This window comes from Candidatus Spongiisocius sp. (assembly GCF_965221825.1).
Lineage (GTDB): Bacteria > Actinomycetota > Acidimicrobiia > Spongiisociales > Spongiisociaceae > Spongiisocius.
Genome location: NZ_OZ244917.1, coordinates 1919505 through 1943691, shown reverse-complemented (window position 1 = coordinate 1943691; position 24187 = coordinate 1919505). Strand labels below are relative to the sequence as shown.

Here is a 24187-nt window from a genome sequence, read left to right as displayed (position 1 = left end):
AAAATCGCGGCAAGCGGGCTCCGCCCGCTGGGCCCTCCCCCGCCGCCACCACCTTGGTCCGAGGCGCGGCCCGCCATGCCCCTGGACGGGGCGCCTCGAACGATTTGATCCCTCACACGGCCCGGTCGACGTCAGTGCCGGACCGCTGGTAATTGCAGCATCAAACAACGTATAGCAAGGGTGTGACAGTTTCAACCCCCTTGTAGCCGGCTACCGGCTGTAACCGCTGCTGTCCTTGCTCGTGGTCGGAACGTACGCCGCGATGTGGTCCAGGACGAAGGCGAAGTCGTTGAAGGAGTCCAGCCCGCCGAGATGGTTGTCCAGGGGCTGGAGCCGGTCCGTCAACGCCCAGAGGTCGCTCCCGACCGACCCCGCATCCGCCTCCACGTACGGGAGGCTGGCGTAGCGATCCGAAGCCAGAGCGACCACCGCCCCGAACTGCAGCAAGGGATCGGCGGCCTGGAACTCCACATCCGGCCGCAAGCTCAGGGTGGTCGACTGCCGGCTGGACATACCGCTCACCGGGGTCACCCACCTGAGGTCGACGTCGGCCAGCTCGACCGTCCGAGCGGGACCCTGCCGTGCCCAGTCCCTCAACTCGAGCTCGTAGAACACCGTCGTCGCCGCCCCGGCCGGGATCTCGGCGAACTCCTTGCGGTCCTCCACGAACGACGCGTCGGAAGTGATCCGGTTCTCGTAGCCGATCATCCGCCAGGAGGACACCACCCGGTCGTTCCAGGTCACCTGCGCCCTGGTCTGGTCGGCGAAGGGCACCGACAGTGCGAGCCAGCTGTCACGGCTGAACGTCGAGCGGGCCTGATCCGTGTCGCTCAGGTACCGGTACCAGCCGTTCCCGTACTGGGCCAACTGCTCGAGCAGGTAGTCGTTGTAGTTGCTGATCCCCACCCCGATGGTGATCAGGCGCAGCGGGTTGCCGCTGTCGGCGTCGTAGGACGACTCGAGTATGGCGAACGGATCGGTGGCGTCCACGTTCGCCACGCCGTCCGACATCAGGATGATGTAGTTGTAAGCGTCGGGTCGCTGCCTCCGGACCCGGTCGGCGAGCCGGACGCCTTCGTCCAAGCCGGCCTGCACGTTGGTGCTGCCGTTCGGCGTCAGACGGCGGATCGAGTCCCTCACCTCCCGATCGTCCGGGGACAGGTGCCCGACCGTCAACCCGTCGATGACGTGCTCGGTGAAATGGACCACGGCGATCCGGTCCCTGCTTCGCAGGCCCAGCCGGATGCTCTCGGCTGCCTCTCGGGCGATCGCAACCCGGTTGCCCTCCTGCATCGAGCCGGACGCGTCGAGCACGAGCGTCACGTTGAGGGGCCGGTCGTCCCTTAACTCGGGGGCCTGGAAGCCGATACGCGCCAGATGCTTGCGGCCGTCCAGCGGATGCCTGACCAGATCGGTGACGATGGCGAAGCTGTCCAGATGCCGAGGGTGCTCGTACTCGTAGCTGAAGGCGTTGATCCACTCCTCGGCCCTCACCGAGTCCGGATCCACCTGGTATCCCTGGCGGGCCCAGTTGAGGGCCAGCTGGAAAGAGGTCAGGTCGGTGTCGAGGCTGAAGGTCGAGGTACGGTCCTCCGAAGTCGGCACGAACTGCGACTGCTGGTAGTCCCTGAAGGTCGTGGCCGACGGATCCGGCGCGATGAAGGCCGCATCGGTGGTGGTCGCAATGGGCGCCGCCCGGTAGTTGCCCGCAGCCTCCATGGCGGCTTCCTCCAACATGGCGGCCGCGGCCGTGGTAGTCGCCGCTTGCGCCGCGGCGTAGGTAGTGGCGGCCGCCGACTCGTAGTGGATCGTGGCCTCGGTCTCGGCATACGCCGCAGTCGTCACGGTGGCGGCGGTCGCAGCCTCGGAGCCGTCCTCGCCGCATGCGGCCGCTCCCAACACCAGCAGCCCCGCCGCAGCGACATGGATGAGGGTCCGCTTCCCGTCCCGTAAGGAGGCAGCTCCCCGTATGATCCTGAGTCCCAATGTCCTGGGCCTATGCATCGTCTTCCCTCCCTGGAACGTCCCTATTGCGGGAGCGGTCGTCAACCGCTCATATTGCATAACCGCTCATATTGCATAGACGTTCAGGGCGCCCGAAATGGTTCCCGCACGGCCGGAGTCTTCGGTCGTAACCCAGTCCGGCACGAAAACGGTGGTCGGGTTGACCGGTCGTTGAACGCTGATCAGGAGCTTCGGCCCTCGACCATCTGGACGAAGAGGGCCACCGCTGCCCTGCTAGTTGAGCCGGGGGTTCTCCGGGTAGGTGGCGAAGAAGGCGTAGCGGCCGCCCGCCCGCTTCAGCACTTCCTGCCAAAGATGCTCCGGTTGGGACGTGAACACGTCCTCGGGCTCGCCGTCGACCACGAACCATCCCCGAGCCTCCAACTCCGATTCGAGCTGCCCCGGACCCCACCCGCTGTATCCGGAGAAGACCCGGGCCTCCAGACCCGAGTCCACGCCGGGCTCGGCTTCCAGATCGACCACCCGGACACCCACCACCTCCGGCCATCCCTCCAAAGGCTGCGACCCGGCCCCCCTGGCCAGACCCAGACCACCGCCCTCACCGACCGGACCACCGGCGAACACCACCCGCGGATTCACCGCCGCCGTCCACCACCCGGGTAGATGATCCAGCAGATCGGCCTCCGTAGGCCGGTTCAGCACCAACCCGACCGCCCCCTCCGGCGTGTGCTCGATCATCAGCACCACCGTCCTGCTGAAGTTGGCGTCGGCCATCCCCGGCATGGCGACGAGTAACCGCCCCGCCAAAGAGGTGAACTCCTCCTCCAAGCCCTCGGGCAAGTCCCCGGCAACGCTCCCAGAACCCGACATATCCCCCCGATCTTCCCACATTCGGAGCACCCGTACCGCCGCCCGGGCCTGCCCATCTGTCAGGTACCAGCCATATACTCACGGTAGGCGCGAGGTAAACAGGATGACTAGGAAGGAAAAAGAAGTGGCTACTGCCACCGAGGGCTACGTCCAAGCCCATACCGATTCCGTGCGCGCCGAGGCCTGCTGCGTCTTTCGAAAGATCCAACGTCATCCAGCCCCGAAGGACAACCGGCCTCATGGTGGGGCTGTCCACATTATTCCTAGCCACCGACGTGTCGATCGCCCTAGCGCCGGCCCACCGCTAGCCGCCGGACGCGCGTCCGGCGGGAGAAGCCGGTGGTTGGCGCCGCCGGTAGCCTACGGTCTCGATGCAGCCGAACGTCCTGCTTGTCATGGCCGACCAGTTGGCACCGCACTTCACGGGGGCCTACGAGCACCCGCTGGTGCTGACACCGGCGATGGAAGCCCTGGTAGAGCGAGGGGCTCGGTTCGATGCGGCCTACTGCCCGTCTCCGCTGTGCGCTCCGTCCCGGTTCGCCATGCTGACGGGGCAGCCTGTATCGGCCATCGGAGCATGGGACAACGCCTCCGAGTTGCCGGCTTCGGTTCCCACATTCGCGCACTACCTGCGCATCGCCGGGTACCGCACCGCATTGTCGGGGAAGATGCATTTCGTGGGACCCGACCAGATGCACGGATTCGAGCAGCGGCTGACCACCGACATCTACCCGGCTGACTTCGGGTGGACTCCCGACTGGAACGCATCGCAGAGCTGGATAAACGACTGGTACAACAGCATCGAATTCCTGCCTGAGGCCGGCCAGGCCTTGGCGACCTACCAGATCGACTATGACGAGGAGGTGGGTGTCGCCGCGGTCCGGCATCTCTACGATCTGGCGCGAGACACTGACGAGCGCCCGTTCTTCCTCGCCGTCTCGTTCACCCACCCGCACGATCCTTACTTGGCCCGACCGGAGTGGTGGAACCTCTATGACCACGACGACATCGACCTGCCCGACGCTGCCCCGCCCTGCGGTATGGATCCGCATACCCTCCGTCTGCGGCAAGGCATCGGAGCGGATCGCCCCGGCTACACCGAGGCCTTGTCCCGCAACGCTCGCCACGCCTACTACGCCAACACCAGCTACTTCGACTCTTGGGTCGGCAACCTGGTCCGGGTGCTCGACGAGACGGGGCGTCTCGACGACACGGTGGTGATCGTCACCGCCGACCACGGCGACATGCTGGGAGACCGGGGGGTCTGGTTCAAGCGGTGTTTCTTCGAGCGATCGGCCCGGGTCCCCTTCATCATGGCGGGACCGGACATCGCCGACCGCACCGTCCCCAACGCCTGCTCGCTCCTCGACCTGCTCCCGACCCTGCTCGACATGGCCGCTGGCGGCGGTCCATGGCCCGAACAGGCCACCCCGCCCGCCGGTCGTAGCCTGTGGGAGAGCGCTACCGGCGGGGTAGGCCCTGCGGACGAGACCACCGCCGAGTACATGGGCGCCATGGTCTCGGATCCGATGTACATGATCCGCAGGGGTACCCACAAGTACATCCACTGCGACTCCGATCCACCACTGCTGTACGACGTCGCGTCCGATCCGATGGAACGGAACAATCTGGCCGTCGATCCCGCTCACACCGGCCTGGTCACGGCTTTCGCCGCCGAGGTGACCCGACGCTGGGACAGCGCGGCGATCCGGGAACGTGTGCTGGCCTACCAGCGGACCCGGCGGGTACTCAACGCCGCATTGGCGATCGGCGAGCCCCATCACTGGGACTACTCGCCCCCGCGGGACGCCGCCAATGAATACGTCCGCAACCACATGGACTGGGCAGAAGCCGGTCCGCGCAGTCGATTTCCTAGGATCTGAAGGGCGCCCGCGCCGGTCAAGGCCCGCTCCGGGAGCGCCGGTTCTTCCGTTTCGCGGAGTCAGCTCTCTTGTTGGCGCTCTGGGAGTGGGCCGGGTGCGGGGCCTACGGCCACCGGCATTCCCGTGGCGGACCAGTCCGACCAGGAGCCTGGATAGAGGATCCCCTCCGGGTAGCCGGCGACGTGGAGGGCCAAGAGGTTGTGGCAGGCGGTGACCCCGCTCCCGCAGTAGCTCACCACGGGCGTATCCTGGTCTAGGCCCATTTCGAAGAACCGGGCGGCCAGCACGTGGGCCGGCTTGAAGGTGCCGTCGGGGCCGACATTGTCGGCCGTGGGCGCCGACAGGGCGGTCGGGATGTGACCGGCCACGCTGTCGATCGGCTCGGTCTCCCCGCGGTAGCGCTCCGGTTCCCGAGCATCGATTACCTGCGCTGTTCCCAGGCGGGCCAGGAGCTGGTCGCGGTCGATGGTGAGGGTGGGGCCTTCCCCGGTCTCGTAGGTGGTGGGGACGATGTCGGGTGAGTCCGTGGTAAGCGGATGGCTCTGGCCGGACCAGCGGCCGTATCCGCCGTCGAGCACGCTCACCCGTTCGTGACCGACGCTCCTGAGCATCCACCAGAGGCGGGCGGCTATGGCTCCGGGCCCCTGGTCGTAGACCACCACGTGATGTTGGTTGCCGATACCGTGGCGGCCCAGCAGCCCGGCCAGGTCGTCCGGGGCCGGGAGAGGGTGGCGACCCGGACCTTCTGAAGCTGCCAGGTCATTGTCGAGGTCCATGAACACCGCTCCGGGGAGGTGATTCTCCTCGTACCGGACCTGTCCGGCGCCCGGTTGTCCGAGGAACCATCGGGTGTCCACGATCCGGACATCGGGGTCGTCCAGATGGTCCGCCAGCCAGCCACAGGTGACGATGGGCGGGGCGAGACGCTCGGCGCCGCCGTCCGTGTCTCCGGTCCCTGCCTTGCGTCTCTCGGCGGTCTGGCGGACCCGTTCGGCGGCGGTTCCGACCGTGTCGGCGGCATCGCGAGCAGCCGCCCCGACCGTGTCGACCAGCGATTGCACCGCATTCTTCATGCTCGCCCGGACCTCGGGATCGTTGGCGGTCGCCGCCAGCGCCTGGCCCAAGTCGCGAGCGGCGTCCACGAAGCCGCTCCACGCCGAGCGGAGCTCCGCCCCCGCCGCCGGTCCTTCGCCGCCATCCTTGAAACCGGATCGCAACAGGTCGCCCAACTCCGCGAACCCGGCGGAGCGTTCCTCCCACGAGCCGTCGGGTTTGGGCTCTTCTCTCTGGTCGTTCACGTCAAACCTCCCTGGTCGGGCGAGTCTATCCCCGCTCCACAGGTAGCTATCCGGTGAGCCACGCCGGATATGACCGGTTCGACCGCCGCGGATAGGATTCCTGTTGGATACTCCTTTCCGCACCCGGAGCGAGGCAAGCATGACCGAAGAGCAGTACCCCCGACTCAGCGGCGAATGGATGACCCCACGCCGGCGTTTCCTGTCCGCCCTGTACGGCGGGCGGGTGGACAAGGTTCCGGCCATGACTCTGAGCTCGGTGATCACCCTCGAAGCCATGGAGATCGCCGACGCGGAGTTCCCCGAGGCCCATCTGGACGCCGAGAAGATGGCCCGGCTGGCCGCCACCGCCCACGAGAACCTGGGGCTCGACACGGTGATGCCCGTCTTCCACTCCCAGCTCGAAGCCGACGCCCTGGACGCCTCCACGTGGTGGGGCACCAAGGACAACTGGCCGGCGGTCGACGACCACGTCCTGACCGACCCCGACGACTTCAAGGTCCCGTCCGACTACCTGGAGCGGCGCTCCTTCAAGGCGGCTCTCGGCGCCATCCGCCTGCTCAGGAAGCGTTACCCGGACGTGGGCATCGTCGGCAAGGTCTACGGGGCCTGGTCGGTGGGCTTCCACATGGTCGGCATCGAGAACTTCCTGATGGACACCATCCTCGATCCCGACAAGATCCGCCGCTACCTGGAGGTCCTGCTGCCCGCGTCGATGATGTCGGCCCACGCCCAGCTCGAGGCCGGCGCCGACGCCATCATGTGGTGCGATCATGCCAATCGGGAGCTGGTGAGCCCCGATATGTATAGGGACTTCCTCCTCGAGATGCACCAGCAGATTCAGGCCGAGGTGGGTGGTCCCAGCATCCTCCACTGCTGTGGCGAGACCACCGATCGCATCGACTATTTCGCCGAGGCGGGCTGGGACTGCTTCCACTTCGAGTCCCAGGTCGATCCGGTCAAGGCGAAGGAGATCGCCGGTGACCGCATGTCGCTGTTCGGCAACATCAACAACCCGACCGTCCTGTTCAGCGGTAACTACGAGGACTGCTACGAGGCCTGCATGACCGTGCTCAACGCCGGGGTGCAGGGAGTGGCGCCCGAGGGTTCGGTACCGCTCGGGACGAAGATGGAGGTCCTGGCGGCACTGGCCGACTCCGCCCGGGACTATTCCAACGCTCACCGCCCCGACGGCCGGTTCGTGGTCCACGATCCGCCGGAGGCCGGTGGTGACGGCTAGCCCGGCCGACGGGAGATCGCCGGTCCCCGCCACCTTTGCCTGCCCGACCTGATCGGGGTAGCCTTTCCGAGTTCGTATGGGTCTCCCAGAAAACCGCTTCCAACCGATTAAGCAGGATTGATCGATTCCAATGGTTCAGCTATCCGGTATAGCGAACGAGACGATAAGGGCTGAAATCGAGGAGTTCCTCGAGCGGCCCGAAGAGATCGAACGCAACGTTGAGTTGTTCAGCCGCGCCTCTCCGGCCATGCAGGACATCGCCGCCGCCCTCATCGAGGGGGACAACGAGACTGTGGACCGGCTCACCTCCGCAGCCCTCGCGGACGGCGTGCCCGCCCTGGAGATCATGGACGACGGCCTGATCGCCGGCATGGGGATCGTGGGCATCAAGTTCCGGGAGGGATTCGTCTTCGTCCCCGAGGTGCTGGTGTCGGCTCGGGCCATGAAGGCCGGTATGGCCCATATCGAGCCCATCCTGGCCGCCTCCGGGGTGGAACCGATCGGTACCGTCATCATGGGAACCGTCCAGGGGGACCTGCACGACATCGGCAAGAACCTCTGCATCATGATGCTCCGCGGCGGCGGGTTCACGGTGATCGACCTCGGCGTCAACACCTCGCCGGACGAGTTCCTCGCCGCTGTCAAGGACAGCGAGGCCCGCCTGATCGGTATGTCGGCCCTCCTCACCACCACCATGCCTAACATGGCCAGGACGGTGGAGGCCTTCAAGGACGCCGGCCTCCGGGAGCAGGTGCGGTTCATGGTGGGTGGAGCTCCGGTGACTCCGGAGTTCGGCGAAGAGGTGGGGTCGGACGGCTACGGCAAGGACGCCTTGGACTGCGTGGCGCTGGCCAAGCAGTTGGCGCTCGAAGTCCGCCGCTGACCCCAACCCGAGCCACACCATGGCGGACCAAGACCAGCAGGCTTTCCAGGAACGGCTCGACCGGATCGGCCGCCTCTTCACCGATATCGTCGGCCACGCCGAGGTGTCATCCCGCACCCGCTGCCCCTACCGGGACCGCCACGACCTATGCACGGCGTTGTTCAGGTGTCGCAACCAGATAGCGGCGGACCCCGAAGCCGATCTGCTGACCTGCGGCCACGACGGGACCTTCGACTACCGCACCGCCTGGGAAAGCCACCCCCGCTCACGGCAGAGGGCCATCGCGAAGATATCCGCCATCAAGGAGGAGGCCTCCTCCCGCCGGCGGGAGGCAGCCGGAGAAGAGCCACAGGCGTGACCGTTTCCCACCTGGGCACGACCAGGGAACTACGGATCGGCCGGACTATCTTCGACTACGCCGATGAGTTGTCGGTCGAGGTTCCCACCTCCTGCCTGCGCACCGGCCGGTGCCACGAGTGCGTGGTGGAGGTGGCCGAGGGCATGGAGTCGCTGGCACCACGCACCGAGCCGGAGAGCTTCCTCCGGGGCGACTTCCGCCTGGCCTGCCAGGCCAGGATCGTGAGCGACGAGCATCCGATCCGCTTCGAGCCGCTCCGCCGCCGCCCGAGGATCCTGGAATCAGGCCGCCGGCGCCCCGACCCGGAGGAACGGCTCGACCCGATGGTGATCAGGACGGGCGACCAGGTCCGGTACGGGGGCGAGGTGATCGACACCTACCGCGGGGCCATCCTCGGCGTGGCGGTCGACCTGGGAACCACCACCGTGGTGCTGGAACTGGTTGACCTCGAGTCGGGCCAGACCGTCTCCGTCACCAGCTTCGAGAACCCCCAGCAGTTCGGCGGCAGCGATGTCATGAACCGTATCTCCTACGAGGCTCGGCGGGGCGTGGCCGGCGAGTTGCGAAACGCCGCCGTAGCGGCCGTCGGCCAGGGTATCCGGGAGATGGTCGGCCACGTCGGAAAGCGCCCTCCCCATGTCTACGAGATCGTGGTGGCGGCCAACTCCACCATGCGGGACATCCTGTTCGGCATCGATGTCCAGAGCATCGGCCAGAAGCCCTACAAGTCGCTCATCGAGCACGAGTATCTGGACGGCCGTCGCCCCAACACCGCGCTGCTGGCTACGAGCCGCGAGCTGGGCCTGCGCGCCAACCGTCGGGCCCGCGTCTACGGCCTGCCGCTGATCGCAAGCCATGTGGGCGCCGACGCGGTGGCCTGCCTCGAGACCGTCCGGCTGGGCCGGACCGGGGCGACCGAGATGCTGGTCGACATCGGCACCAACACCGAGGTCGTGCTGCACCATCAGGGCCGTCTCTACGCGGCGTCCTGCCCGGCGGGACCGGCGTTCGAGGGCGGGCTGGTCACCTACGGGATGAGGGCGTACGACGGGGCCATCGAGTCGATCCGGCTCGCCGGCGACGGGTCGGCCGCCTCCTACCAGACCATCGGCGGCGCCCCGCCGTCCGGCATCTGCGGCTCCGGCCTCACCGACCTGCTGGCCGAGCTTCGCCGCCTGGACCTGATGACGCCTTTGGGCGTGTTCGCCAAGGACCGCAAGCTGGCCGCCATCGACCTGGTCCCCGAGCGGGGGATCACCTTCTCGAGGCGCGACATCGGCAACCTGGCCCAGGCCAAGGCCGCCAACTACTGCGGCCAGTTCATCGTGATGCGCACCGCCGGGGTAACTCCGTCCGGCATCGACCGCCTCTACCTGGCGGGAGGCTTCGCCAACTACCTGGACGTCCGCAACGCCATCGAGATCGGCCTCATCGCGCCGGTGCCCGAAGAGCGGGTGGTGAAGGTGGGGAACGCGTCCATCGAAGGGGCGCGCGCCCTGCTCGTGGACCGGACCAGGCGCCCCCGGGCGGAGGAACTAGCCAAGCGGGTGACCCATCTCGAACTGGAGACCACCCCCGACTTCTTCGAGATCTTCGTGGAGGGATGCCAGATGAAGCCCATGCCCGACACTCTCCCGCCGGCCCCCGAGAGCGCCGGTCCGGCGGTCCCCGAGCTGGTGTAGCGATGACCGCACCGAGATTCGTAGTCATCGGCGAGAACGTCCACACCAGCCGCATCGTCCTGCGGAAGGGCAAGCGCTTCGCCGTCGAGAACGGCGTGGAAGGCGTCACCTTCGAGACCCTTGACGGGGAGGCCGGGCTCCTTCCGATCTCCGCCGCGATGCAGGCCACCAAGGCCTATGACGAGGGTCGGATCAAGCACATCGCCCTGGCGGTTGACGCCGCTATGGGGGAAGAGGGCGACCCTGACCTGGGCCTGGAGTACCTGCGGCGGGTGGTAGCCGATCAGGAGCGGACCGGCGCCCACTACCTGGACGTCAACGTGGACGAGATCTCCCTCCGGACCGCCGAGCAGCGGGCCGCCATGGATTGGCTGGTCGGCTTCGTGGGCTCGCTGACCGATCTGCCCATCTCGGTGGACTCCTCCGATATCACCGTCATCGAGGCCGGGCTGGCGGCCGCCCGCCGAGCCGGCGACGCCTCGCCCATCCTCAACTCGGCCTCTCTGGAGCGGACCGAGGCGGTGGAGCTCGCGGTCGAGTACGGCGCCCGGGCGATCGTCACCGCGGCCGGCGCCGACGGCATGCCATCCAGCGCAGCGGAGCGGATCGACAACGCCTCCCGGATGGTGGAACGGGCCCTCGGCGCGGGCCTTCGCATCGGGGACCTGTTCGTGGATCCACTGGTCTTCCCCATCTCGGTGGACGGCAGTTTCGGGCTGCACACGCTGGAGGCGATCCGTACCCTCCGGGACCGCTACGGGCCCGATATCCACATCACCGGAGGCATGAGCAACGTCTCGTTCGGCATACCCGCCCGCAAGCTGATGAACGCCGCCTTCATCAACCTGGCCGTCGAGGCGGGCGCGGACAGCGGCATTATCGACCCCGTCATGAACCCGCTGGCCGAGGTCTTCTCGGTGGACCGAGGCTCCGAGGCCTACAAGCTGGCCGAGGACACCCTGCTGGGCCGCGACGAGATGTGCATGAATTACATCATGGCCTGGAGGAAGGGTCGCCTCGACACGCCGATCGGGTAGCGGGCCGCCAGAAAAGGCGGCGATGGGTCGGCCCGTGATGCCTCGACCCGGGGTTTCATCGCCGGCTATCGGACCAACCGGACGTCCTCCGGGACCGTCCCGGACGCCGCCGTTCCCTGAGTCGAGGCCGGGGTCCGGCTCCTGTCCCGGACCGGCAAGAACGCGAAAATCGCGCCGGCGGGCTCCGCCCGCCGGGCCCGCCCCCACCGCCACCACCTTGGTCCGAGGCGCGACCGCCTGAGCCCTGGACGGGCGGCCTCGAACGATTTGATCCCTCATACGGCCCGGTCGACGGCGGAGCCGCTGGTAATTGCGATGTCCGGCAACATATAGCAAGGGTGTGACAGTTTCAACCCCCTTGTCGCCGGCAGTGGCCGGGGCCGGAGGTCGGGACCGATTCCAGGTAGGTCGATACGCCGTTCAACCCGTCATAACCGGACGAACCAACGAGTCAGGGACGCCGACCGCCCTCCAGGCGATCCCGGATGGCGGCGAGCGCGGCGTTGGCGCCGCACATCCCGTGGACGCCGGGTCCGGGCGGGGTGGCCGCAGAGCACAGGAACACGCCCGGGATACCGGTCCGGTAGGGGTTGCGGAACGGGCCCGGACGGCCGAGCATCCGGCGGAGGCTGTGGGCGCCCGTGGCTGTGTCGCCGGCCGGGTAGTTGGGGTTGTAGGACTCGAAGTCGAGGGGAGCGGTGACCCGCGCCGCCAGCACCAGGTCGCGAAAGCCGGGTGCGAAGCGCTCGATCCGGCGCTCGACCCGTTCCCTCACCGGCTCGGTGCTGCCGGAGGGCACATGGGTGTAGACCCAGGCGGTGTGCTGTCCATCCGGCGCTCGGGCCGGATCGAAGAGGCTCTGCTGGCCGACCAGCACGAAGGGGCGGTCCGGGACGGCCCCCTCCGCTACCGATCTTTCCGCCCCGGCGATCTCCCCGTACGTTCCTCCCACATGCACCGTTCCGGCCCGGCGACACTCCCGGGCCGTCCACGGGATCGGGCCATCCAGTGCGTAATCGATCTTGTAGGAGGCCGCGCCGCCCCGGTAGCGGCGGATCCGGCGGTGGGCCGTCCGGCCGAGCGCCTTGCGGCCGTAGACGGCGACCAGCGTCCGGGGATGGGTGTCGAACAGGACCGCCTTAGCCCCTGGAATGTCGGCGGGCGTCCTGACCGGATGGCCGGTCCGTACCGACCCGCCCAACGCTTCGAGGTGGCCGGCGAGGGCCTGGCTGATCGCGTCCGAGCCGCCCTCCGCGATCGGCCATCCGCCGACATGGGCCAGGGCGCCGAGCACCAGGCCGATGCCGGCGGTGCCCGGCGTCTCCAGCGGAACCATCGCGTGGGCGGCCAGTCCGGCGAACAGGGCCCGGCCGGCGGGGGTTCGGAACCGCCGGGCGAAGACCGCCGCCGGGAGGGCCGCCCGGAACGAGCCGGGCGCCGGCCAGGGTCGTCGGGCGAGGGGTTTCAGGGCGCGCGCGGCGAAGTCATCCCAGCCCGTGGCGATCCGGCCCACGGCCCGGCGCCACAAGTCCGAATCGTCCCCGAGGCCCTCGCAGGTCCGGTCCAGCGAGCGCCACAGCGCCGCCGCACCGCCATCGTCGAAGGGGTGGGCCAGCTGGACCTCCGGTACGATCCAGCGGAGCCCGAGCCGTTCCAGAGGCAGCCGGTCGAAGAGCGGGGAGGCCGCGCCCAGCGGATGGAAGCCGGAGCACACGTCGTGGCGAAAGCCCGGCAGGGTCAGCTCCGCGGTCCGGGTGCCCCCGCCGATGGTCCCGGCGGCCTCCAGCACCAGCACGCGGTGCTCCCGTTCCGCCAGCACCACGGCCGCGGCCAGGCCGTTGGGTCCCGAGCCGACGACAACCGCGTCGTGGGCGGCCATGGTCAGCGGCGGGCACCGCCCGTCAGGACGGAGGGCCGGCTGCGTTCGGGTGTCGATCGCAGGATCAGGTAGCCGATTACCCCGGCCAGGATCGAGCCGGTGAAGATGCCGATCTTGGACAGATCGATGACCGTGTGGTCCGTGAAGGCCAGCTCGCCGATGAACAGGGCCACCGTGAAACCGATGCCGGCCAGCGTTGCGGTGCCGATCATGTGCTGCCATCCGACACCGGAGGGCAGGCGGCCCCAACCCAGCTTGACCACCAGCCAGCCGAAACCCGTCACTCCGATCGCCTTCCCGACCACCAGGCCGACCGCCACCCCCAGCGCGACCCGCGAGGTGACAGAGTCGACCAGATCGATCCCGGCGAGGGATACGCCCGCGTTGGCCAGTGCGAATATCGGAACGATCACGAAGGCGCTCCAGACGTGGAGCAGGTGCTGGAGGCGGGACAGCGGGGAGATGGACTCCCTGGCCACATCCGCGAGCATCCGCGCCTCGTACTCGACCTTCTCCTGGAAGCCGGGCTCGGCGGAGTGGGCCGGGAAGATGTCGACGATTCTCCGCGCGGCGCGGTCGAATTCGCGGTTGTCGTACAGGGAGCGGGAGGGGGTGATGAAGCCGAGGATCACGCCGGCGATGGTGCCGTGGACCCCTGATTCCAGGAAGCAGTACCAGGCGATTATGGCCATCGGAGCGTAGAAGATGTGGGATCGGACGTTGACCCTCGTTGCTATGGCGATCAGAACCAGGAAGCCGATCCCCAACCCCAGGTATGCGAGACTGAGATCGGCGGTGTAGAAGATGGCGATGACGGCGATCGCGCCGATGTCGTCGGCGATGGCCACTGCCAGCAGGAACAGCCGCGCCCCGACGGGCACCCTGGAGCCGAGCAGGGCCAGCACGCCGAGCGAGAAGGCGATATCGGTCGCCATCGGAACCCCCCATCCCCGGAGGGCGGCCGGATCGCCGGCGTTGAAGGCCACGTAGATGAGCGCCGGGAGGACCATGCCGCCCAGGGCGGCGACCACCGGGAGGGCGGCCTTGCGAGGGTCGCGGAGCTCTCCCAGAACGAGTTCCCGCTTGATCTCCAGCCCCACTACCAGGAAGAAGATCGTCATCAACCCGTCGTTGACCACATGCTTGAGGTCCTCGGAGAAGTGGATGGGACCGAGAGACACTTCCAAGTGCTGGTCATGCCAGAAATGCACGTACGAATCCCCGAATATCGGGAGGTTCGCCCAGACCATGGCGGCTACGGCGGCTGCCACCAGGACGATGCCCGATGAAGCCTCGATGTTGGTCAGCCGGAGGACCGGGCGAACGAACCTGGCGGGGATGAACCGATCGGAATCGATCCAGTTCTTGCTAGTCCGATCCACGGCTCGGGAGTCTAGACAATCTTGTGTCAGTCCTCGGCCACCCGGTTTCGCCCATTGGCGATCCTCAACGAACCGGGCGGATGCTCAGGCCGAGCAACGTTTCCGACTTTCTGTTGTCATCCACCGTGCCTAACGTCCATGGCCATGTCGACAGGACTTGTACAGAACCGCGCTCTGAGGTTGGTCCTCCTGGGGCTGGGCCTCCTGTTCGCGGCGATCGGCATCGTCGGCATCTGGATCCCCCTGATCCCCACCACCGGGCCGATTCTCCTGGCCGCCTTCCTGTTCTCGAAGTCCTCTGCCCGCTTCGATCGATGGGTGGTCGAGCATCGGGTGTTCGGGCCGATCATCAGGGACTGGAGATCCGGCCACGGGTTCACCCTCCGCCTCAAGGCGGTTGCGGTGATCGCCATCGCCCTGTCCTTCACGATCACGCTCGGCTTCGCGCTCGACAGCCCGATGATGCGGTTGCTCCTGGGGCTGTTCGGCATCGGCCTGATCGTCTACATCCTCCGGCTACCCACCAAACCCGAGACCGGGCCCGCGGCATAGGAGCGTGGCAAACGGTCCGGTTGGCCCGGTAGCCGGCGACAGAACCCCAGGCATCGGCGTGGCGGGCCAACCGTCCCAGGGTATTTGGGCATGCTCCACTCCCGCCGTCGGCGGGCTCACAGGTGGGCGATGGCTTCGATGACCTTGAGCCGGGCTGCCCTCCAGGCCGGATAGACCGCGAACAGGATCCCCAGCAGGCCGGTGGCGAACAGCCAGAAGAGCAGGCTCCCCAGCACACCGGCCACGGACGCCGAGGACGGCAGCCACGGAATGGCGAAGACCGTGAAGCCCTGGTCCTCCAGCGCCCTGATCAGTGCCCAACCGAAGAAGATGCCCAGGCCGATTCCCATCAGGGCGCCGAACACAGAGACTATGGACGCTTCGGCCCGGACCATCCGGCGGGTGGTCCGCCGGTCGAGGCCCACCGCCCGAAGGAGACCGATCTCGCGGGTCCGTTCGAACACCGCCAGGGCCATGGTGTTGGTCACTCCGAGCATCCCGATGACCACGGCCAGGGCCAGCAGGGCCAGTATGAAATTGAGCACCCCGTTCAGCTGGGCCTCTGCCTCGCTCTGCAGATCATCGAACGTCTGGACCACCACGTTCGGGTAGTCGGCCAGCAGCGGCTCGACGGCGGCCTTCAGCTCGTCCGCGGTGGCGCCCTCCACCGCCTTCGCGTAGACCTGGGAGTGCTGGTCCACCCCTGAGGCCGATATCCAATCACTCGCGGGGATGCCGACTATCCCGGCCCAGGCGGGTCCTTCGGCGATGCCCACCAGGGTGAACGGGAGCTCGCCGGCCTGCTCGAACTCGATCACCAGGGAGTCACCCAACTCGAGGTTCCCGTTCTCGGCGATCGACGCCTCCATGACGACCTGTCCCGGGCCGGGGTCGAGCGTGCCCTGGAACGCATCGGGTGGTAGGAAGTCGGCCAGGTTCGGTTCCATCCCTGTGATCAGGGTCTCGGTAACGGTCTCGGTGGTAGTGGTCTCGGAGGTAGTCGTCTCGGAGGTGAAAATCCCCCAGCCGACCCAGATCCGGGTCACGTTCGCGACGAGATCAGATCCCACGACGCGGTCCGCGATCTCGGGGGCGAAGGCAGCGGTCGGGTCACCGAACTGGCCGTCCGGCCGGATGATCACGTCGGCGACCACATCGTCGGCCAGCACCTCGTCGATTGTTCCGCGGATGGAGCCGGTGAGGGTGGAGGCCAGTGCCACCAGCGTGATGCTGATCGTCACCGCCGCGGCCGTGGCCGCCGTCCGGCGGGGGCTCCGCATGGCGTTCCGCCTGGCCAGCCTGCCGGATGTGCCCGTCAGGCGTTCCAGGATGCTCCCGAGGAGGTTGGTCACGGGCCCCGCCGCCAGCGGGCTGAGCACGAAGACCGCCAGGAAGATCACCCCGACCCCGACTCCTACGTAGACCACCGGGCTCGGCCCGGAACCGGTGTCCCCGAACAACCCGAAGAAGAGAGCGGCCAGCCCCAGTACCAGGATCACCGCGCCCACCATGGCGCGGCGCAGGAATCCGCCCCGGGCCGGGCCGGCGGCATCGTCCCTGAGGGCGGCCATCACCGAGACCTTGGAGGCCCGCCGGGCCGGGATCAGGGCGGAGACGAATGTGATCACCGTGCCCGCCGCCAGGCCGACTATCACCGTGCGGGGCTTGATCGACAGCGTGGTGGTAGGTATGTCGATCCCGGCAGCCGGCAGTATCAGCTGGAGACCGAAGGCGATCATGATGCCGAAGCCCACCCCGAGGAGGGCGCCGAGGAAGCCGATGGTCACCGCCTCGAGCAGGACGATTCCCCTGATCTGGCGCGTTCCGGCGCCCAGGGCTCGCAACAGCGCCAGTTCCCTGGTCCGCTGGCTCACCACGATCCGGAAGGTGTTGTATATGAGGAAGGAGCCCACGAACAGGGCCACCCATCCGAACACCGACAGGAATATGGTGAAGAAGGAGAGAGCGCTCTGGATGTCGGCGGCCTCCGCCTCCGCAGCATCCTGGCCCGAAACGACGGTCGCGTGGTCAGGCAGAACCGCCTGGATACCGGCGATCACCTCCTCGATCTGGGCCCCCGGAGTGACCTGCACCGCCCCTCCCGACAGCAAGCCGGGGCGCTGCAGCACGGACTGGGCGGTCGGAAGGTCGAAGAACACCCATGTGGTGCCGCCCAGGCTGTTGTCCTCGCCGAACACGGCGATTCCCGCAAGCGTGAGATCCAGGCGCCCGACCACATCGGAGACCACCGTCACCCGGTCCCCGATCCCGAAGCCTCCCAGGTCGGCGATCCCGCGATCCAACGCCACCTGCCCGCTTCCGACCGGGAAGGCGCCTTCGGCGATCGTGAAGCCGCTTACGCCGTCGCTCTCCGCGGGAGATAGGCTGGACACGAAGGTGGGCGGCCCCGGACCGCTGCTCAGGACCTCGCCCTCGGCGTCAAGGACGGTTACGCCCATGCCCTGGAGGACGGGGAACGCCTCGTCCACCCCTTCGACCTCGTCGATCAGGGCGAAGTCGGCTTCGTCGAGATAGGTACCCTCGCCGAAGCTGAAGTCGGATTCGGTCCCGATCGCGATGTCGATCCCCGAATAGGCGTCGGCGAAGATGCCGTCGAAGGCCTTCCCGATCGTGTCGGTGTAAACGTAGACCCCGCTGATCAGGCCGACCCCGAGGATGATGGCCAGGGCGGTGAGGACTAGGCGCACCTTGTGGGCCCAGACGCCCTTGAGGGAAACCCGCAGCATCAGTACTCCAGGCTCTTGAGGCGGTCGAGAATCCGATCCGGGTTGGGGTCCTCCATCGAGTCGACCACCCGCCCGTCGGCCAGGAACACGATCCGGTCGGAGTAGCCGGCGGCGTTGGCGTCGTGGGTAACCATGACGATGGTCTGGGCATGCTCCTTGACCGCCGACCGGAGGAAGTCGAGCAGGTCGGCACTGGCCCTCGAGTCGAGGTTGCCGCTCGGTTCATCGGCGAAGATCAGCTCCGGTCGGGAGACCATGGCGCGGGCTGCCGCCACCCGCTGCTGCTGGCCGCCCGACAGCTCGGACGGACGGTGCTTGAGCCGGTCCGCCACACCCAGGGTCTCCACGACCGAGTCGAACCAGGACCGGTCGACCTTGGCGCCGGCCAGGTCGAGGGGGAGGGTGATGTTCTCGCTGGCCGAAAGGGTGGGGACCAGGTTGAAAGCCTGGAAGATGAAGCCGATCCGCTCTCGGCGGAGCTTGGTAAGCCGGCGGTCGCTTAGGGTTGACAGGTCCTGGTCCCCGATGAACACGGAACCCTCCGTCACCGAGTCGAGTCCGGCCATGCAGTGCATGAGCGTCGACTTGCCCGAGCCCGACGGGCCCATCACCGCGGTGAACTCCCCTTTGGCGAACGCCACGGATATGTCGTCGAGCGCCGTGACGCGGGTGTCGCCCCACCCGTACACCTTCGTGACGCCTTCGGCGCGAGCCGCCGCACTGTTCATTTCGGAAGGTCCTTTCGGTAGGGGTATTTGGGGCCGGGTGCACCGGAACAACGACCATCCGCCGTTCCGCGCCGTACGTCCATGATCAAGCTGCCGCTCTCCGTGTCGACCGGCGCCGGGTTTGGTTTGCGTCACAAACCAGATTACCACCTAGGGTTTGCCGCGCAAACCAACATATCACTGGTTGAGTATCCCAACTGGCCTGGATCGCCGGACACGATGCCGGTAGTGGCAGTTGCTCCGCATGGTTCCCCACTGTGGTCGCGGGCTCGCGGTATGTCTATGGGGGATCACCCTCGAATGTTCCTCATGTCGCATCCGGTATGCGGGAAATGGCCTCGACTTCGACCCTACCAACCTCAGCCCGCTACAAGAACCGGCGGACACCCACCCACGTATCCCCCCATCCGTCCGGGCGCGTCGCGAGGACGGACCAGGGGTCCGTCACGCCTGCCGGCGGTCGCGGTTATCCTCCCGTGTCGATGCGCTTGGTCATCGCGCGCTGCTCGGTCGACTACCGCGGCCGCCTCACCGCCCACCTTCCTCCTGCTACCCGCCTGATCATGGTCAAGGCGGACGGATGCGTGTCCATCCACGCCGACGGCGGCGCCTACAAGCCTCTGAACTGGATGAACGCCCCCAATACGCTGGTCGAGGAGGAGGATCGCTGGGTGGTGACCAACCCGAAGAGGGAGGAGTTGACTATCCGGATCGAGGAGGTCTTGTCCGACAGCCGTTTCGATCTGGGTCAGGATCCCGGGTTGGAGAAGGACGGCGTGGAGGCCCATCTCCAGGAGTTGCTGGCCGCCAAGCCGGAGTTGTTGGAGGAGGGGATGGTGGTTGTTCGCCGGGAATACCCCACCGACATCGGGCCGGTCGACCTGCTGTGCCGGGCTGCGGACGGCGACACGGTGGCGGTCGAGATCAAGCGGAAGGGCGAGATGGACGGAGTGGAGCAGCTGACCCGTTACCTGGATCGGCTCGGCAACGACTCGCGGCTCCATCCGCTCCGGGGAGTGCTCGCCGCCACGATCATCGCCCCCCAGGCGAAGGTGCTGGCGGCGGCACGGGGAATCGCCTGCGTGGAGGTGGACTACGAGCAACTGAGAGGCGCCCCGTCCAAACACCTGCGCCTCTTCTAGCGAGGGTGGCCGTGCTCAATAAGGCCCGCCCGGAACCCGGCGAGCACCGCTCCAGCCAGCCGGATCAGACAAAGGGGTTGAACTTGTCACAGGCCTCCTATACGTTGCCCATTGCCAAGCACCTAATGGGGGTCCACCGCTTCTTCTGGTTTGTCTGGGAGGGTGTGGTGGTTGAGCTGGCTGGCCGGTGAGTACTCCAAGCTCCTGGAAGGCTGATTCCTAGGTGTAGATCGTGCCCCGGCCGGTTAGTGAGGGCTGCTTGTAGCGCTCATGGGGTGGCGTGCCATGAAGAGCACTGATCCATTAGGTCGCCGCCAGGCGTTCTCCATAGCTCAGAAAGAGCAGGTCCGCGCAGAAGGAGGCGAAGGATGATCTTTGTGGGAGATGACTGGGCTGAGGCGCATCACGATGTGTGTCTCATGGACGAGTCCGGAACTCGACTGGCCTCTCGGCGGCTGCCAGAAGGCCTGGGGGGTGTGGCTCAGTTGCATGAGATGATCGCCGAGCACGTATCGGAGCCGGCTGAGGTGGTGGTAGGTATCGAGACTGATCGTGGTCTGTGGGTCGGTGCTCTGGTCGGGGCGGGTTATGAGGTGTATGCGATCAACCCGATGGCAGTGTCGCGTTACCGGGACCGTCACAGCCAGGGTGGAGCCAAATCCGACCGTGGTGATGCCAAGGTGTTAGCCGACCTATTACGCACCGACCGGCACAACCACCGCCCGGTTGCCGGTGACAGCCCCGAAGCCGAAGGGATCAAAGTCCTGGCTAGGACACATCAGAACCTGATCTGGGCTCGGGTGCGTCACACCAACCAGATCCGCAGCGCCCTGCGCGAATACTACCCCGCAGCCCTCGAAACCTTCGGGGACCTGGCAAATCGCGATGCTCTGGCCGTCTTGGGTCGGGCACCCACACCCACCCAGGGCGCCCGCCTGACCGTCACCCAGATCCGGGCCGCTCTTAAAGCCGGGGGCCGGAAACGCAACCTCGACGCGGCTGCCCGCAAAATACAGAAAGGTCTCCGAACCACCCATCTCAGCGCACCCGGACCGGTCGAGGACGCCTACGCGACAACCGTGGGCGCCCTATTGGCAATCCTTGCGGAAACCAACCGCCAGATCGCCGAGCTCGAAGCAACCCTGGAAACCTGTTTTGAACAGCACCCGGACGCCGCTATCTACCTCTCCCAGCCAGGACTCGGTAAAGTGCTCGGCGCCCGGACGCTCGGTGAGTTCGGGGACGACCCCGACCGTTACACCAGCGCCAAGTCTCGCAGGAACTACGCCGGCACGTCGCCCATCACCATCGCGTCAGGACGCAAACACGCCGTCCTCGCTCGCCACATCCGTAACCGGCGCCTCTACGACGCCCTCGACCAATGGGCATTCTGCTCCCTAACCAGAAGCCCAGGCGCCCGAGCCTTCTACAACCAACGACGAGCAGCCGGCGACCTCCACCACCAAGCACTACGAGCCCTAGCCAACCGACTCGTAGGTATCCTCCACGGATGCCTCAAACACCAAACCCCCTACGACGAACACACCGCCTGGGCCCACCGAACCGCCCTCGACCAAGCCGCAGCTTGACATTTGCACGCCTGGGGTGTCTACACCGTCCGCAAGCGTCTCACCGATCGGAGCGGCCGGACCGCAGGGAACATACGCAGGTTCCATGGAGCGACCCGCCGAATCACCCGGCACCAGCCCGGGCATGGCCGAACACGCTCCGAACCAACGGTGGTGGAGGCGGGGGAGGGCCCAGCGGGCGAGGCCAGCTGGCCGCGATTTTCGCGCTCTTTTGATGATCGGGACGCCGGGCATGTTCCAGGTCGTGCTCTACCGGCCCGAGATACCTCCCAACACGGGCAACATCATCCGCCTGTGTGCCAACACCGGCGCCGCCCTGCATCTGGTCCACCCGCTCGGGTTCTCCATGGATGACACCCGTCTGAGGCGGGCCGGCCTCGACTACCACGAGTACGCGAGCGTCAGGGAACACTCCGACTTCGAGGCATACCTGGAGACGGCCCGGCCGGCGCGCCTGCTCGCCATGTCGGGAGGCGGACGCAGGTGGTACTCCGACGTGGTCTACAGGGAGGGGGACGGATTGCTGTTCGGGCCGGAGAGCGTCGGGCTGGGCGGGCGCATCCTGGGACACGAGGGGGTGACCGAGACCCTCCGGATCCCGATGCTGCCGGATCGCAGGAGCCTCAACCTTTCCAATGCGGTAGCGATCGTCCTGTTCGAGGCCTGGCGCCAGTTGGAGTTCGGCGGCGGGGTCTGACCGGCGGACCCGGGCGACGGCTCAGCCGGCCAGGGCCCGCAAGGCAACCGCCTCCGCCAGGGCGCTCCGCCTGAACTCGCCCAGGTCGAGGCTTTCGTCAGGCCCGTGGATGTAGCTGGTGGGATCGCCCGCTCCGGTCAGAACCAGATCGGCCCCGGGGAACGCCTCGGAGAAGGCCTGCACGAACGGGATGGAGCCGCCGATGCCGGTGTAGACGGCGTCGCGTCCGTACGCGTGGCGGAAGCCGGCCTGGAAGGCTTCGTAGGCGGGGCCGGACGTATCCAGCGAGAAGGGATGGGCGGACGCGCCCCGTTCCACATTGACGGCGGCGCCCCACGGAACCGCCCTCTCCAGATGGCGTACCAGGGAGTCCATCGCCCGCTCGGGATCGTCGCCGGGCGCCAGCCGGACCGACACCTTGGCCCGGGCCTCCGGCACCAACTGGTTGATGGAGCTCGCCACCGGAGGTGCGTCGATCGAGAGTATCGACACGGCAGGCCCGGCCCACAGGCGCTGCGTGATGGATCCCTCGCCGATAGCCTCCACCCCTGCAAGCACCCCGGCATCCCGGCGGGCCTCGTCCCAATCGGCATCGATAAGCGGGCGTTCCCCGCGCACCAGGCCGGGAACCGCCACGTTTCCCTGCTCATCGTGGAGGGAGGCCAGAGCCCGCACCAGTACGGAGAGAGCGTCGGGGAATGCTCCTCCCCAGACACCGGAATGAACCCCCGCCTCCAGGGTGCGGACTTCGATGGTGCAGTCGATCAGACCCCTGAGGGAGGTGGTCAGCGCGGGTATCCCCACCGCCCAGTTGGCGGCGTCGGCCACCACAATGACATCGGCGGCCAGCAGGTCGCGGTATCGGGCCAGGAACCCGTCCAGGTGGACGGAACCGATCTCCTCCTCGCCTTCGAGGAATACCTTCACGCCCACGGGCGGCCGGCCCTCATGGGCCCTTATAGCTCCCGTGTGGATCACGATCCCGACCTTGTCGTCGGCCGTACCCCGGCCGTACAGGCGACCTCGGGACTCGGTCGGCTCGAAGGGCGGGGTGTTCCACAGCTCGGCGGGGCCGGGGGGTTGCACATCATAATGCGCGTAGAGCAGGACGGTGGGAGCGGCGGGGTCGGGAGGGCCGATCTCGGCGAAGACGGCCGGGTGGGAACCGTCCAGTTCGAGGATCCTTACCCCCTCCAGGCCCGCCCTCTCCAGCTGGGCGGCGGATACCTCGGCGCCGTGGCGTACCCGGCCGGGATCGAATCCGGGAGCGCTTATCGAGTCGACCCGGACGAGCTCCTCCAGGTCGCTTCTCAGCGTGGGGAACAGCTCGTCGACGGCCGAAGTCAGATCATCATGCATGGCGGAGAGGCCGGGTCGCGCGCCTGGTCATTCAGTTGATGGCGCCTCGGCCATCGGAGGCGGGACGACCGGGTCGATACCCAGGTCGGCATAGGTGGCCATGGGGAAGTACGGGATGCCGAGATCGGCGAAGGCGTCCGTGGCCGTGTCGCCCCGGTCAGCCAGCGTTACCGCCGCCACCACCTCGGCGCCCGTCCGGCGGACCGCGCCGAGGGCGTCGAGGATGGACCCGCCGGTTGTGACCACGTCTTCGACGAGCAGCACCCTGTCGCCGGAGCCGACCTGTAATCCCTCGATGCGCCGCCGGGTCCCTCGGCCCTTCTGCTGCTTACGGACGATGAACCACTGCTTGTTGCTCACCGCGGCGATGCCCACCGCCAGCGCGTCGGCGCCCAATGTGAGGCCTCCGGCGGCATCGAACTCTATGCCGGCCGCGCCGACAGCCTCGACGATGGCATCGCATGCGACTTTGAGGTCCTGCCACGCGGCAAAGGCCTCCTTGCCGTCGATGAAGTCCCTGGACATGGCTCCGCACGCCAGCTGCATCTCCTCATCGCGCCGGCTCAGCGCCTTCGTCCTCAGGATCTGTTGAAGCCCGGCGCGTAGCTGCGAGGGCACGGCGGTTCTCCTCCTGGTGCGGCGGCCCGAACCATAGCCCTGATGCCCGGCTGTTCCGACATGCCGGATGCAGATCAGCTCACCACAACCGCATCACTGCGGGGGCGCCTACCTCACCGGACGGGGTGAAGGTCACGCCCAAGCCGGGCTGGGCACCGCTCCGGGAATCCGGCGTCCCGCGGTCCGTCTCGTTGAGAGCGGCCGGAGCGGGCTAGCCTTGTCCGACGGGCAATCTCGTGGGCCGTTCAGCGGTCGAGGAGTCATGCTCACGCACGGATTCC

The 24187-nt window shown here is 67.4% G+C and carries 19 protein-coding genes; 10 read left to right on the top strand and 9 right to left on the bottom strand.

The genetic code is table 11. The annotated features are described in order from the left end of the window. Positions 1-210: 210 nt before the first annotated feature. Positions 211-2004: a YfbK domain-containing protein gene (locus tag ACOQPD_RS09140; protein WP_420611645.1), complete on the bottom strand. Its 1794-nt coding sequence runs from the start codon at positions 2002-2004 to the stop codon at positions 211-213. Positions 2005-2238: 234 nt separating this feature from the next. After that, positions 2239-2805 (bottom strand): YqgE/AlgH family protein, encoded by a 567-nt coding sequence (locus ACOQPD_RS09135; RefSeq protein ID WP_420611644.1) that lies wholly within the window; start codon positions 2803-2805, stop codon positions 2239-2241. Between the two features lie 401 nt (positions 2806-3206). On the opposite strand from ACOQPD_RS09135, the gene betC reads away from it, so the two are divergent. Continuing rightward, positions 3207-4718, top strand: a complete 1512-nt coding sequence (gene betC / locus ACOQPD_RS09130) for a choline-sulfatase (protein ID WP_420611643.1) — start codon at positions 3207-3209, stop codon at positions 4716-4718. Positions 4719-4777: 59 nt separating this feature from the next. Here betC and ACOQPD_RS09125 read toward each other — a convergent pair whose 3' ends face one another. Further along, a complete protein-coding gene (locus tag ACOQPD_RS09125; RefSeq protein ID WP_420611642.1) occupies positions 4778-6016 on the bottom strand; it encodes a rhodanese-like domain-containing protein in 1239 nt (412 codons plus the stop codon). A 103-nt stretch (positions 6017-6119) separates the two neighbouring features. Here ACOQPD_RS09125 and ACOQPD_RS09120 point away from each other — a divergent pair, with 103 nt between their 5' ends. From ACOQPD_RS09120 to ACOQPD_RS09100, 5 genes are all read left to right on the top strand, one after another. Next, complete coding sequence (locus ACOQPD_RS09120; RefSeq protein ID WP_420611641.1) at positions 6120-7253, top strand: uroporphyrinogen decarboxylase family protein; 1134 nt, start codon at positions 6120-6122, stop codon at positions 7251-7253. A gap of 130 nt (positions 7254-7383) precedes the next feature. Next, positions 7384-8136, top strand: coding sequence for a corrinoid protein (locus ACOQPD_RS09115; RefSeq protein WP_420611640.1), 753 nt, complete (start codon positions 7384-7386; stop codon positions 8134-8136). Between the two features lie 19 nt (positions 8137-8155). Further along, a complete protein-coding gene (locus tag ACOQPD_RS09110) occupies positions 8156-8494 on the top strand; it encodes a hypothetical protein (RefSeq protein WP_420611639.1) in 339 nt (112 codons plus the stop codon). Continuing rightward, the gene (locus tag ACOQPD_RS09105) at positions 8491-10176 is read left to right on the top strand and encodes an ASKHA domain-containing protein (protein WP_420611638.1); all 1686 of its coding nucleotides are present in this window, start codon (positions 8491-8493) and stop codon (positions 10174-10176) included. Before ACOQPD_RS09110 ends, ACOQPD_RS09105 begins: the two co-directional genes overlap by 4 nt. A 2-nt stretch (positions 10177-10178) precedes the next feature. After that, complete coding sequence (locus ACOQPD_RS09100; RefSeq protein ID WP_420611637.1) at positions 10179-11213, top strand: dihydropteroate synthase; 1035 nt, start codon at positions 10179-10181, stop codon at positions 11211-11213. 451 nt (positions 11214-11664) lie between these two features. On the opposite strand, the gene ACOQPD_RS09095 is transcribed toward ACOQPD_RS09100, so the two are convergent. Further along, a complete protein-coding gene (locus ACOQPD_RS09095; protein WP_420611636.1) occupies positions 11665-13092 on the bottom strand; it encodes a phytoene desaturase family protein in 1428 nt (475 codons plus the stop codon). A gap of 2 nt (positions 13093-13094) precedes the next feature. After that, a complete protein-coding gene (nhaA, locus tag ACOQPD_RS09090) occupies positions 13095-14474 on the bottom strand; it encodes a Na+/H+ antiporter NhaA (protein ID WP_420611635.1) in 1380 nt (459 codons plus the stop codon). A 180-nt stretch (positions 14475-14654) separates the two neighbouring features. On the opposite strand from nhaA, the gene ACOQPD_RS09085 reads away from it, so the two are divergent. After that, positions 14655-15026, top strand: coding sequence for a YbaN family protein (locus ACOQPD_RS09085; RefSeq protein ID WP_420611634.1), 372 nt, complete (start codon positions 14655-14657; stop codon positions 15024-15026). Positions 15027-15142: 116 nt separating this feature from the next. On the opposite strand, the gene ACOQPD_RS09080 is transcribed toward ACOQPD_RS09085, so the two are convergent. Both ACOQPD_RS09080 and ACOQPD_RS09075 read right to left on the bottom strand, forming a co-directional pair. After that, positions 15143-17773: an ABC transporter permease gene (locus ACOQPD_RS09080; protein ID WP_420611633.1), complete on the bottom strand. Its 2631-nt coding sequence runs from the start codon at positions 17771-17773 to the stop codon at positions 15143-15145. Next, a complete protein-coding gene (locus ACOQPD_RS09075) occupies positions 17773-18501 on the bottom strand; it encodes an ABC transporter ATP-binding protein (protein ID WP_420611632.1) in 729 nt (242 codons plus the stop codon). Before ACOQPD_RS09075 ends, ACOQPD_RS09080 begins: the two co-directional genes overlap by 1 nt. Positions 18502-18983: 482 nt before the next feature. Here ACOQPD_RS09075 and nucS point away from each other — a divergent pair, with 482 nt between their 5' ends. From nucS to ACOQPD_RS09060, 3 genes are all read left to right on the top strand, one after another. Next, positions 18984-19643: an endonuclease NucS gene (nucS, locus tag ACOQPD_RS09070; RefSeq protein WP_420611631.1), complete on the top strand. Its 660-nt coding sequence runs from the start codon at positions 18984-18986 to the stop codon at positions 19641-19643. Between the two features lie 368 nt (positions 19644-20011). After that, complete coding sequence (locus ACOQPD_RS09065) at positions 20012-21232, top strand: IS110 family transposase (protein ID WP_420611630.1); 1221 nt, start codon at positions 20012-20014, stop codon at positions 21230-21232. A gap of 232 nt (positions 21233-21464) precedes the next feature. Beyond that, complete coding sequence (locus tag ACOQPD_RS09060; protein ID WP_420614377.1) at positions 21465-21929, top strand: tRNA (cytidine(34)-2'-O)-methyltransferase; 465 nt, start codon at positions 21465-21467, stop codon at positions 21927-21929. A 21-nt stretch (positions 21930-21950) separates the two neighbouring features. Here ACOQPD_RS09060 and ACOQPD_RS09055 read toward each other — a convergent pair whose 3' ends face one another. Together ACOQPD_RS09055 and ACOQPD_RS09050 are read right to left on the bottom strand one after the other, a co-directional pair. Next, a complete protein-coding gene (locus ACOQPD_RS09055) occupies positions 21951-23288 on the bottom strand; it encodes a dipeptidase (RefSeq protein ID WP_420611629.1) in 1338 nt (445 codons plus the stop codon). Positions 23289-23315: 27 nt separating this feature from the next. Then, positions 23316-23906, bottom strand: a complete 591-nt coding sequence (locus tag ACOQPD_RS09050; protein ID WP_420611628.1) for an orotate phosphoribosyltransferase — start codon at positions 23904-23906, stop codon at positions 23316-23318. Between the last annotated feature and the right edge of the window lie 281 nt (positions 23907-24187).

Bases quoted from the DNA above. Each gene is read 5' to 3' on its own strand.
- ACOQPD_RS09065 (WP_420611630.1), top strand. From the start codon at position 20,012: ATGATCTTTGTGGGAGATGACTGGGCTGAGGCGCATCACGATGTGTGT.
- ACOQPD_RS09115 (WP_420611640.1), top strand. From the start codon at position 7,384: ATGGTTCAGCTATCCGGTATAGCGAACGAGACGATAAGGGCTGAAATC.
- ACOQPD_RS09110 (WP_420611639.1), top strand. From the start codon at position 8,156: ATGGCGGACCAAGACCAGCAGGCTTTCCAGGAACGGCTCGACCGGATC.
- ACOQPD_RS09140 (WP_420611645.1), bottom strand. From the start codon at position 2,004: ATGCATAGGCCCAGGACATTGGGACTCAGGATCATACGGGGAGCTGCC.
- ACOQPD_RS09100 (WP_420611637.1), top strand. From the start codon at position 10,179: ATGACCGCACCGAGATTCGTAGTCATCGGCGAGAACGTCCACACCAGC.
- betC (WP_420611643.1), top strand. From the start codon at position 3,207: ATGCAGCCGAACGTCCTGCTTGTCATGGCCGACCAGTTGGCACCGCAC.
- ACOQPD_RS09080 (WP_420611633.1), bottom strand. From the start codon at position 17,773: ATGCTGCGGGTTTCCCTCAAGGGCGTCTGGGCCCACAAGGTGCGCCTA.
- ACOQPD_RS09055 (WP_420611629.1), bottom strand. From the start codon at position 23,288: ATGCATGATGATCTGACTTCGGCCGTCGACGAGCTGTTCCCCACGCTG.
- ACOQPD_RS09095 (WP_420611636.1), bottom strand. From the start codon at position 13,092: ATGGCCGCCCACGACGCGGTTGTCGTCGGCTCGGGACCCAACGGCCTG.
- nucS (WP_420611631.1), top strand. From the start codon at position 18,984: ATGCGCTTGGTCATCGCGCGCTGCTCGGTCGACTACCGCGGCCGCCTC.
- ACOQPD_RS09060 (WP_420614377.1), top strand. From the start codon at position 21,465: ATGTTCCAGGTCGTGCTCTACCGGCCCGAGATACCTCCCAACACGGGC.
- ACOQPD_RS09075 (WP_420611632.1), bottom strand. From the start codon at position 18,501: ATGAACAGTGCGGCGGCTCGCGCCGAAGGCGTCACGAAGGTGTACGGG.